General features: G+C 64.5%; 12 protein-coding genes and 1 tRNA gene. 7 read left to right on the top strand and 6 right to left on the bottom strand.

From position 1 onward, the window contains the following. A partial coding sequence (locus tag C6W92_RS17850; RefSeq protein ID WP_206735546.1) for a hypothetical protein occupies positions 1–194 on the top strand: 194 nt, incomplete at its 5' end. Between the two features lie 323 nt (positions 195–517). Here C6W92_RS17850 and C6W92_RS15040 read toward each other — a convergent pair. Then, complete coding sequence (locus tag C6W92_RS15040; protein WP_129434595.1) at positions 518–1,429, bottom strand: LysR substrate-binding domain-containing protein; 912 nt, start codon at positions 1,427–1,429, stop codon at positions 518–520. Between the two features lie 107 nt (positions 1,430–1,536). On the opposite strand from C6W92_RS15040, the gene C6W92_RS15035 reads away from it, so the two are divergent. Beyond that, positions 1,537–2,076, top strand: a complete 540-nt coding sequence (locus C6W92_RS15035) for a DUF6647 family protein (RefSeq protein ID WP_129434593.1) — start codon at positions 1,537–1,539, stop codon at positions 2,074–2,076. Positions 2,077–2,305: 229 nt separating this feature from the next. Here the strand turns inward: C6W92_RS15035 and C6W92_RS15030 are convergent, their stop codons facing one another. After that, positions 2,306–2,587, bottom strand: a complete 282-nt coding sequence (locus tag C6W92_RS15030; protein ID WP_129434591.1) for a hypothetical protein — start codon at positions 2,585–2,587, stop codon at positions 2,306–2,308. A 119-nt stretch (positions 2,588–2,706) separates the two neighbouring features. Between C6W92_RS15030 and C6W92_RS15025 the strand changes: the two genes are divergently transcribed. Next, positions 2,707–3,936, top strand: coding sequence for a winged helix-turn-helix domain-containing protein (locus tag C6W92_RS15025; RefSeq protein ID WP_241691178.1), 1,230 nt, complete (start codon positions 2,707–2,709; stop codon positions 3,934–3,936). Here C6W92_RS15025 and C6W92_RS15020 read toward each other — a convergent pair. After that, a complete protein-coding gene (locus C6W92_RS15020; RefSeq protein ID WP_164989254.1) occupies positions 3,933–4,958 on the bottom strand; it encodes an ABC transporter substrate-binding protein in 1,026 nt (341 codons plus the stop codon). The two genes, C6W92_RS15025 and C6W92_RS15020, sit on opposite strands and share 4 nt — an antisense overlap. Positions 4,959–5,442: 484 nt before the next feature. After that, positions 5,443–5,518: transfer RNA gene (locus C6W92_RS15015), tRNA-Thr, on the bottom strand. Between the two features lie 129 nt (positions 5,519–5,647). Between C6W92_RS15015 and C6W92_RS15010 the strand changes: the two genes are divergently transcribed. Next, complete coding sequence (locus tag C6W92_RS15010) at positions 5,648–6,523, top strand: hypothetical protein (RefSeq protein WP_129434587.1); 876 nt, start codon at positions 5,648–5,650, stop codon at positions 6,521–6,523. A 44-nt stretch (positions 6,524–6,567) separates the two neighbouring features. On the opposite strand, the gene C6W92_RS15005 is transcribed toward C6W92_RS15010, so the two are convergent. Together C6W92_RS15005 and C6W92_RS17750 are read right to left on the bottom strand one after the other, a co-directional pair. Next, a complete protein-coding gene (locus tag C6W92_RS15005; protein WP_241691177.1) occupies positions 6,568–7,020 on the bottom strand; it encodes a GNAT family N-acetyltransferase in 453 nt (150 codons plus the stop codon). Next, positions 7,017–7,154 (bottom strand): hypothetical protein, encoded by a 138-nt coding sequence (locus tag C6W92_RS17750; RefSeq protein WP_164989253.1) that lies wholly within the window; start codon positions 7,152–7,154, stop codon positions 7,017–7,019. Before C6W92_RS17750 ends, C6W92_RS15005 begins: the two co-directional genes overlap by 4 nt. 215 nt (positions 7,155–7,369) lie before the next feature. Here C6W92_RS17750 and ihfB point away from each other — a divergent pair, with 215 nt between their 5' ends. Genes ihfB through C6W92_RS14990 form a run of 3 tightly spaced genes read left to right on the top strand, consistent with a single transcriptional unit; the run spans position 7,370 to position 8,665 of the window. After that, the gene (ihfB, locus tag C6W92_RS15000) at positions 7,370–7,651 is read left to right on the top strand and encodes an integration host factor subunit beta (RefSeq protein ID WP_104019075.1); all 282 of its coding nucleotides are present in this window, start codon (positions 7,370–7,372) and stop codon (positions 7,649–7,651) included. A 3-nt stretch (positions 7,652–7,654) separates the two neighbouring features. Beyond that, on the top strand, positions 7,655–8,005 hold the full coding sequence (locus tag C6W92_RS14995) for a lipopolysaccharide assembly protein LapA domain-containing protein (protein WP_129434585.1): 351 nt from the start codon (positions 7,655–7,657) through the stop codon (positions 8,003–8,005). Positions 8,006–8,011: 6 nt separating this feature from the next. Continuing rightward, positions 8,012–8,665 (top strand): phosphoribosylanthranilate isomerase, encoded by a 654-nt coding sequence (locus C6W92_RS14990; RefSeq protein ID WP_129434582.1) that lies wholly within the window; start codon positions 8,012–8,014, stop codon positions 8,663–8,665. Positions 8,666–8,848 lie beyond the last annotated feature (183 nt).

The raw sequence follows: 8,848 nt of genomic DNA, 5'->3' as shown, positions 1-8,848 counted from the left end.
CGCAACCAACAGCCGCGCTGCGCCACCTGAAAGCTCCGCGCATCTGTCGGTTGCTCCACCTGCGCCTGTCGGCGTATCAACCCAAAGGGCTCCGGTTCCGGCTGGATGAAAGTTCAGTGGCAGGCCATGTCCCGCATTGCTGCCACTCGGACCTCAAAAAATGCTGCGCGATGCATGAATTACTGGTTTGGTGAAGCTGCGTTGCAGCGTCGCAACTGACTGCGGAGGTCGGCTCCGGGCCGATCGCGACTCACTGGTCGCCCACGGTTAGCAACTTTGCAGGGTCAGATTCCCGCGCATTACTGCCGCTCAGACAACCCGGCCCGCTCAGCTGTCCTGACGGACACTGTCAGATGACCGCTGTAGCCTCGAAGCGGACATGGTGCGGAACGACGAGGTAGGCAAAAGCGGACACCCGCGCTACGCTGCTCTAAAGGCCGAGATGCGGACAGTTCTTGCCGTTCGCTGTGACTGCTGGACCGAGGTTGCGCCTGCAGGTGGATCGGTTTTAGCGCAGTCATTCGGCGGCTTCGTGCAGCTGCTGTGGCATGATCCCCTCGGCCGCCGCTTCCGCGCGCAACCAGTGTCGAAAGGCGGCAATCCGTGGGTCATCCGCACGGGTTTCGGGACAGGCGATTGCGTAGATCGACATGGGCGGCGTTGTCGTGTCGAAAAGGCGCTGCAATCGACCTGAAGCGATCGTGCCGCGGACCATGGCGTCGTAGGCCAGCGACACGCCCTGATGCTGCTCGACCATGGTCGTGGCAAGTTCGCAATTGGGGTAAGTGGGCCCGGGCGGCAGATCAGCCCCCGCAAGGCCCGCCGCGGCGAACCATTCGGGCCAGGCATCGTCCGTCTCGTCGTAGAAGAGCGTGAGGCGCAGCAGATCTTTCGGGTGCCGCACGTTCTCGCGCTCCCGCAATGCCGGAGAGATCACCGGATACCGGGCCGAGGCCATCAGCGGCTCGACGCGCAAGCCAGGCGTCGGTCGGTCAGACCACTGGATCACGACGTCCGCGTCATTGGTCGCGAAGTCGAGCGACGGCGCGCCGTTCGAGACCCGAAGCCGAATGTCACTGGCGAACTCGAGCCTGGGCAGGCGTGGCACCAGCCAGCGCGCCGCAAAGCCCGGCGTCGAGAGAACGCGCACGGTTTGTGGCGCCGCGCGCACGGCCTCTGTCTCTTCGATGAAAGCATCCAGCAGGTGGGTCAGTTTTCCGGCATAGGCCTCGCCCGTGAGGGTGAGCGCGATCCGATTGCCCCACCGCTCGAAGAGCTGCGTGTCGAGGAAACCCTCCAACGCCTTGATCTGGTGGCTGACGGCCGAGGGCGTCAGGCACAGTTCGTCCGCTGCGGCCTTGACCGACATGTGTCGAGCGGTGGCCTCGAAGGCGCGGACGGCTGCGAAGGGAGGAAGCTTGCGTCCCATTTCTGCCTGAACTGAGCTCACGCGGGGCTGAAAAGTGATCGTTCGGTGTCGTTCCGTAAACAGCGTAGCATGAGGCTACCAAATCTCAAAATCGCGCACCGGAGGGAATGATGCACCGCTCCAGTTTCGCCGTGGCACTCGCCGCGGCCCTGATAGCCTTTTGCCCGACGCCGCCGCGCGCCGAGAATGAAGCGGGTTCGTCGGTTGCCGGATGGCAACACGCGCACAGTATGACCACACTCGTCTCCTCGCTCGACGCCTGGCTTGATGCGCAGTCGGACTGGCCGCGCCGCGAAGTTGCCCCGCGGGTTCGCCTCGTCAGCAAGTGGCAGGCGGCGGCGCGGCAGGGTGCGACGGCGAGTTTCCAGCGTGGCCGTCTTCGGGGTCTCTATGACCCGGATCGGTTCGAGATCCTGCTGGTGCGCCCCTGGGACCCGCGCAAGGCGGACGATGTTGCCGTGTTGCTGCACGAGCTCGCGCATCACCGGCAGGCGCCGCATCACTGGTATTGCCCGGCTGCACAGGAACTGGCGGCCTACCGGCTGCAAGAGCGGTGGCTTTGGGAACAAGGGCAGTCGCTTGACGTGAACTGGATGGCCGTTGTTCTCGACGCCGGATGCACCCCGAGGGACATTCATCCCGAATGAACGACCGGATGGCGTCGGTCGCGTCGGTGGCGCGAGGCCCAACAATCAGGGCGGAAAGCAGCCGTTCGCTGTGAGCTCAACAAAGGTCTGCTCTGCGGAAGAAGACGCCCCATGGTGATGCCGAGACCCGCTGGTGCGCCTCGGACAAGTCGCTGAACTCGAATTAATGAGGCTGGTCGCCATTCCGATGGGCGAAGCCGGACGAGGCGCAACTTCGAACGCCTGTTCGTCATGCAGGCGTATCCGCGATCAGCCGCTTCTCGAACCACTCGCGAAGACGTGTCCAGTTCCCCCCGAACGCACGCAGCTTCAATGTTTCGTACACGTCCGAGCATCGGGCGATCTCTCCGGCAGGCATGACCTCTAGCATCGCTCGCAGTTCGCACCCGACGTAGATTTCTTTCAGCCTTTCGACCGAGGTGTCTTGCGTGAGGTCTGCTCTTCCGGGATCGGCCGAACCGATGGTGGATGCGAGTAGGACAACTGCCAGAGTGGTGCTTTTCCGTTCCATGACGGCCTCCTTGCCTTTCCTGCCACTAGGATGGCTCGGCGGAGACGGCACGTCCTGAGAGAACCCTGAAAGAAACTGGAAATTCTGGTAAGGTAACTTAAAAACGCGGGTGTCCTGCAATGGGTGCGTCTCGAATCAAGATTGGCAAAGTCACGCTCGACCGGCGGCTCGGGTGTCTGGAAGACCGTGAAGGAAAACCGCAGCACCTGCGGCCCAAGTCCTACCGTGTCCTTGAGGTGCTCGCGGAGCGGAGGGGCGAACTGGTTTCCAAGGATACGCTTGCCGCAGCGGCTTGGGGCGATATGGCGGTCAGCGACGAGTCGCTATCGCAATGTATCAGCGACATCCGCCGCGCCATGGGAAAGAACGATGCCGGACTTCTGAGGACGGTCCCACGGCGTGGATTCGTTTTGGAGCCAGAGCCGACCGTTGCTGAAAGACGCCCCGTGCCGGCGCATCGCAACGCAGCGGTTGCAGCCATCGTATTGGCGAGCGTCACCGGCCTCGCGATCGCTTATTGGACGAGCGACCCAGGGTCGGATGCGCTGACCACCGCGCCTGTGCAAGCTCCGGCGGAGAGTGTCGTCGCCAGCTACCCCCCATCCATGCTGCATTGGCGTGATCGGACCGCAAACGACCGTTTGCACGCCGAGCTTGAGGAAATTTTGGCCAAGGAGCCCGGGAATGCACAGGCATGGGCGGAGCTCGGGCATGCCTACTGGCGGGAGGTGAAATTCAGCGCTTGGGGCGGGGGGCGTCACGAACTCGATCGGGCTCTGACGGCCCTTGAACGCTCGATTCAGCTCGGAGGCGGCGCTGCAGCGTATAGGGTGCTGGCCGAACTCCGGCTTCAGGCCCCCTTCCCGGATTCACTATCGCCAGTGGATGCGCTTGCTGCGGCGCAGGCGGCTGCCGACCTTGCCCCCAGTGATCCCGATAGTCTCGCGATCCTGGCCGAAGCCCTGGTGGCCAATGGCTACGCAAAGGAGGCAATCCCTGTCATTGAACAGGCAATCGAAGCTGTCGCGTCCCCGCCCGATCAGTATCGCGAAGTCGCCGGGTTGAGCTACCTCGCCGCCGGGGAACCGGCGAAGGCCGTCGAGGAGTTCGGACGCCTTCATGGAGCTGGTACGTTTTCGGGAGAACGCCACTACATGGGCTGGTTCTTGGCCGCCAGCCTCGCGCATGCCGGCCGGATCGACGAGGCGTCCTCGGTAGTTGAGCAGGCACGGCGCACGCGACCCGAAAAGACGCTCCAGAGCGTCTCGCTCGCCTTGGGGCACCTGAGGGGTCAAGGTGCCCTCAATGTGGTTATGGAGGGTCTCAGGCTGGCGGGAATGCCGGGCTAGTTCTGGCCAAAACTGTCCTCGGCGGGATCCTCCTGCCGCACGAAGCGAAGATAGCTCTTCCACGCAACACTCACATTCGGATCTTCCCGGACTTCCTCTTCGATGACCTCTTGCCAGGAGAGCCTCAACGCGTCCAGAATCTCTTCGGGCCATGAGAGAACCTGAACACCCCGTGCGCGAAACTCCTCGATCGTGGCCTCCTGACGCGATGCCGCAACGTCCAGGGTCCAGCGAAGGGAGTCTTCGCAGCCACGCAGGACGATCTCGCGATCGCTTTCGGAAAGGGCGAGCCACGTTTTTTCCAAGACAAGCAGTTCAAGCGACGTTGACGGTTGCTGCCAGCCGGGGAGGAACAGATACGGCGCAAAGTCTGGAAAGTTAAGCAGGGCATCGATCGATGGCATGGCAAACTCGGCGGCATCGATGACGCCAGTCTCGAAGGCGGGGCGGATATCGCTTGCCGGAAGTTCGAACGTCGTGACACCGAGCTTTCTCAGCGTGCGGGCGCCATACCCGAAACTGCGCATTGCAAGCCCGTCGAGATCCTCGACGCTCTCGATCGGGGATTTGAACCAACCTCCCCCCTCAGAGGGAAGAGCGCCGCAGTAGATGCTAATCAGCCCGTGTCGCGCGTAGAGCTCGTTGAGTGCCTCTTGCCCCCCGGCCTCGACCATCCATTCCGTGAGCCCCTCTGGGCCCGGACCGAAGGGAAAGCCCCCAAACAGGGTGACCGAGGGGGCCTCGCGATGATGATGTCCCGGCGACCCCCAGACCGCGTCCACGAAGCCCGATCTTAACGCTTCAAAGGCGTTCACGTCGAGGACAAGCTGGTCGTGAACCTCGACTTGGAATGTACCCCCCGAGACAGTGCGAACTTCCTCAGCAAAGACACGCGCCGACTCGCCAAATAGATGGGGGTGCAGAAGACTGTTCACCCGCCATCGGATCTCGCCGGCAGTGACCCCGGCGGGGGGAAGGATTGATGCCAAGCCAGTAAGGCAGATGAGAAACCAGCGGAACATGTCTGCAGTCTGCGCAATGAGCCGATGCATGTCATGATATTTTCATGGAAGAAGTCTGATAATCCGGCGCCAGACAAGATCAGCAGCAATAAGGTCCGCCAAATGACCGGCGTTCTTGCGATGTCCACCCGATCTGCGGAAGCTGCGGCTTGCGACGACGCCCGCTAATGGCCCCGGAGCGGACCTTCACCGCAAACCCGACGAACGGCAGCTTTGAGTTGATCGCGACTCACTGGCCGCCCACGGTTCGCAACTTTGCAGGGTCAGATTCCTGCGCAAAGCTGCCGCTCGGACCTTCGCCGAGCGGCAGAGACACACTAGATGCAGACGTGCAAACCCACGCCAGGTACAGAACACTGGTTAGCAACATTGACGGCCTGTCGCTTGAATAGGATGATCGAGCCCATAAAGGTGGATAATTAAGGGGATAAAATAAAAAAGAAATCCAAATTTAAAATAATGTCAGTAACTTATATTATTTTTGTGGTGCCGCGTGAGGGAATCGAACCCCCGACCTTCGCTTTACAAGAGCGCTGCTCTACCAGCTGAGCTAACGCGGCCACGCACGGCCCTGTCCCTTAAACGCAATCGTCCCGGCGGGCAAGCGGCGCGGGGCCGACGATTGCGGTTTTCCTCGACCGCAAAGCGCCTATACTGGCACGAAATCCCGCGAGAGGCAGAGGAGAGCAATGCAGGTCGTCATCCACGCAGGCGCGCACATGACCGACGAGGACAGGCTGATCGCCTGCCTGCGCGACAATACCGCAACGCTGGCCCCGCGGCGCACCCATGTGCCCGACCCCGAGAGCTATCGCCGCCTGTTGCGCGACGTGATGCACACCGCGCAGAAAACCGCCCTGCCCGAGGATGCGCGCGACAACGTGCTCGCGGCCACCGGCACGCCCGAGGACACCGAGCGGCTGGTGCTGGACAATCACGGCTTCTTTGGCACGCCCAAGATGTCGATCGGCGGCGCGCGGTTCTACCCGGCGGCGGATATGCGGCTCGGTCTTCTCGACCGCATCTTCGAACCCGACGGGATCGAGCTGTTTTTCGGGTTGCGCAACCCGGCCACGCTCTTGCCCGCGCTGCTGCCCGACACGCCGTTCTCGACGGTGACGGAACTTTTGCGTGGTGACGATCCCGCGCATCTGCGCTGGTCCGAGGCCATCGCGCGCATCCGCGCCGCGCTGCCCGATATACCCGTCACGGTGTGGTGCAACGAGGACACGCCGCTGATCTGGGCGCAGGTGCTGCACGCGATGGCCGGAACGGACGAGAGCGTTCCGCTCGCGGGGGAATTCGCGCTGTTGCCCGAGATCATGACCAGGGCCGGTCACCAGCGGTTCACCGCCTATATGGACAGCCGACCCGGTCTCACCGATGCGCAGAAACGCCGCGTGGTGACGGCCTTTCTCGACAAGTTCGCCGACGACGACGCCATCGAGGAAGAGCTCGACGTGCCGGAATGGGACCCGGGCATGATCGAGACGCTGAGCGCGCTCTACGACGAGGATGTGGCCGAGATCGCACGAATGGACGGCGTGCGCATGATCATGCCGTGAGTTGGGCGGTGGGCGCGCGCCCGTGCAGCGGGCGGAGCGTGCGGTCAGCGGTGCAGCGTCAGGCGCAGGGTCATCCGGTCCTCCAGCGGGTGAAACCGCTGTCTGCCAAAGAGCGCACGCGCCCGCGCATCCTCGCGCCCGGTTTCGACCTCGATCGCGCGCAGCCCCGCCGCCGCGAGCGCGCGCGGCAGGCTGCCCAGCACCTCGGTGCCGATGCCGCGCCCGCGCACCGCGCGGCGGATGTGCATCTCGTCGATGCGGGCCGTGAGCCCGCCCGCCGCCAGCGACCAGCCGAACGACAGCACCACGTAACCGATGGGCGCGCGTGGCGGTCCGACGAGATAGACCGCGCCGTGGGGACTGCCCTCGAGCAGCGGCAGAAGAGCTGCGCGCGTCGCCGCCTCGTCGCCCGTGCGTCCCGCCTCGTCGTGGCGGGACGCCACCATCGGCAGGAGCCGGTCCAGATCGTCGGGCCGGGCCAGCGTCAGCGCCGTCACGGCCGCCCCCGCCGCGCATCCGCGCCGGTGTGCCGGACGCGCGGACCGATGCCCATGATGATGTCGCGCGCCATGTCTGCCACCCCCGAACCAATGCGGCGCGCACCATGCGGCGTGGCCCGGAAAATGTCCACCGCCCGCGCACCGAATCACGCGGCACGCCGCGCCTGTCCGGCGGTTTCGCGCCGCCGCGCGCGGCCCCTGACCGGGCGCCGTCCGGTGCCGGGCAAGAATTTTTCCGCCTTATCCGCCTGTTGACCGTGGCTTTCTGTTTGGGTTTCGCGGCAATCTGTCTATAGTCGGTCGAAACGCGAGGACCAACCACACACAAATCCCGGGGGGGACACCGATGATCCGATCGGAACTCATCCAGAAGATCGCCGACGACAACCCGCATCTCTATCACCGCGATGTCGAGAAGATCGTGAACACCATCTTCAACGAAATCACCGACGCGCTTGCCAACGGCAACCGAGTCGAGCTGCGCGGCTTCGGGGCCTTTTCTGTCAAGAAGCGCGACGCGCGCATCGGGCGCAACCCGCGCACCGGCGAGAGCGTCGAGGTCGAGGAGAAGCACGTCCCCTTCTTCAAGACCGGCAAGCTCTTGCGCGACCGGCTCAACGGCAAGTAACCCATGCGCTATATCCGCTACGCCTGCATCGCCCTATTCGCCCTTGCGCTGGTGCTGATCGCGCTGGCCAATCGCGGCATGGTCACGCTCCGGGTATTGCCCGACGAGCTGTCCGGCTTTGCCGCGCTCAACCCGACCTATGATCTGCCGCTCTTCGTGGTGATCTTTGGCGGGATTCTCGCGGGGCTGATCCTCGGCTTCATCTGGGAATGGATCCGCGAGGCGGGCGAGCGGGCCGCCGCTGCCCGGCAGGCGCGCGAACTGGCCAGCCTGCGCGCCGAGGTGGCCCGACTCAAGAAGAAGGACACGCGCGAGCACGACGAGGTTCTCGCCCTTCTCGACGAGGCGGGCTGAACGCCCATGTCCCGTGACGTCCGCGTCAAGATCTGCGGCCTCACCGAGGCGCGCGACGTGGCCGCCGCCGTCGAGGCGGGCGCGGCCTATGTGGGATTTGTCTTTTTCGAGAAATCGCCGCGCCATGTCGGCGTCGAGGCGGCGCGTGCGCTGGCGCTCGAGGTGCCGCCGGGCGTGGCCAAGGTGGCGTTGACGGTCGATGCCGACGACGCCGCGCTCGACGCGCTGTGCGCGCTTGTGCCCCTGGATATGCTGCAACTGCACGGGAGCGAGAGCCCGGCGCGCGTGAGCGAGGTCAAGGCCCGCTACGGCCTGCCGGTGATGAAGGCCATCGGCATCGCCGAGGCCGCCGACCTCGACCAGATCGACCGATATGCCGGCGTGGCCGACCAGTTGCTGATCGACGCCAAGCCGCCGCCGGGCGCGAGCCGCCCGGGCGGCAACGCCCTGGCGTTTGACTGGGGGCTCATCGAGGGGCGCGACTGGCCCCTGCCGTGGCTGCTGGCGGGCGGGCTGACGCCCGAAACCGTCGCCGATGCCGTCGCGCGCACCGGCGCGCGGCAGATCGACGTGTCGTCGGGGGTCGAGGTCTCGCCGGGCCGCAAGGACCCGGCGCTCATCCGGGCCTTCATCGTGGCTGCACGGGGTTCGGACGACTGAAGGCCCCCAACTTGCGCAACAAATGCAAAGAAATCGGCCCCTGTCGCGACATTTTATCCGCAGGATCGGGTTGACGCCCCCTGCCCCCGGACCTAATGTCGCCGCCACGCAGCAAAGGAGTCGCCGCAGCATGGCAGCGCTTGTGGACATCGTAGGCAAATGGCGCATGGGCCGGTAACGGAG

Source organism: Roseovarius sp. A46 (assembly GCF_004126395.1).
Taxonomy (GTDB): domain Bacteria; phylum Pseudomonadota; class Alphaproteobacteria; order Rhodobacterales; family Rhodobacteraceae; genus Roseovarius; species Roseovarius nitratireducens.
Note: the sequence above shows the minus strand (reverse complement) of the source record. Positions and strands in the feature narration are given on the sequence as shown.